Annotated in this window: 2 tRNA genes and 2 rRNA genes; all 4 read left to right on the forward strand. The window is 50.4% G+C overall.

Annotated features, from left to right (window positions below):
* A 16S ribosomal RNA gene (locus MMB92_RS35195) occupies positions 1-112 on the forward strand; the annotation flags it as partial.
* A 64-nt stretch (positions 113-176) separates the two neighbouring features.
* Positions 177-253: transfer RNA gene (locus MMB92_RS35200), tRNA-Ile, on the forward strand.
* Positions 254-291: 38 nt separating this feature from the next.
* Positions 292-367 (forward strand) — tRNA-Ala (locus MMB92_RS35205).
* Between the two features lie 288 nt (positions 368-655).
* A 23S ribosomal RNA gene (locus tag MMB92_RS35210) occupies positions 656-877 on the forward strand; the annotation flags it as partial.

Consider the following 877-nt stretch of genomic DNA (forward strand, 5'->3'; position numbering starts at 1 on the left):
AGAAGTGGCTAGTCTAACCGCAAGGAGGACGGTCACCACGGTAGGATTCATGACTGGGGTGAAGTCGTAACAAGGTAGCCGTATCGGAAGGTGCGGCTGGATCACCTCCTTTCCAGAGCTATCTCGCACAAGTTGAGCGCTCACGCTTATCGGCTGTAAATTAAAGACAGACTCAGGGGTCTGTAGCTCAGTCGGTTAGAGCACCGTCTTGATAAGGCGGGGGTCGTTGGTTCGAATCCAACCAGACCCACCATTGTCTGGCGGTAACACACCTGAGGCAAATCTGTACATGGGGGCATAGCTCAGCTGGGAGAGCACCTGCTTTGCAAGCAGGGGGTCGTCGGTTCGATCCCGTCTGCCTCCACCAATCCTCAATGACAAACATTCGAGTGAAGTTTGGTTCGAGTTTTTCTCATTGGCGATTGAGCCAGTCAGAGGATATCAACAGATATCGGCTGTCGTTCTTTAACAATCTGGAAGAAGTAAGTAATTTGGATAGCGGAAGCGTCTTTGAGATGGACGTGGAAACTATCCGGGTTGTGATTGTATCGATGTATCTCAAGATGATTCGAACTTAATGTTCGGCTCAATTGGAATACGGCACAACGCGAGAACTCAACCTGTAGCGACTGTCGATGAGACAGACTCGTTATAGGGTCAAGCGAACAAGTGCATGTGGTGGATGCCTTGGCGATCACAGGCGATGAAGGACGCGGTAGCCTGCGAAAAGCTACGGGGAGCTGGCAAACAAGCTTTGATCCGTAGATGTCCGAATGGGGAAACCCACTCCTTTTGGAGTATCCATGGCTGAATACATAGGCCATGCGAAGCGAACGCGGTGAACTGAAACATCTAAGTAACCGCAGGAAAAGAAATC

The organism is Burkholderia sp. IO2, assembly GCF_029522185.1.
Taxonomy (GTDB): Bacteria; Pseudomonadota; Gammaproteobacteria; order Burkholderiales; family Burkholderiaceae; genus Burkholderia; species Burkholderia cenocepacia.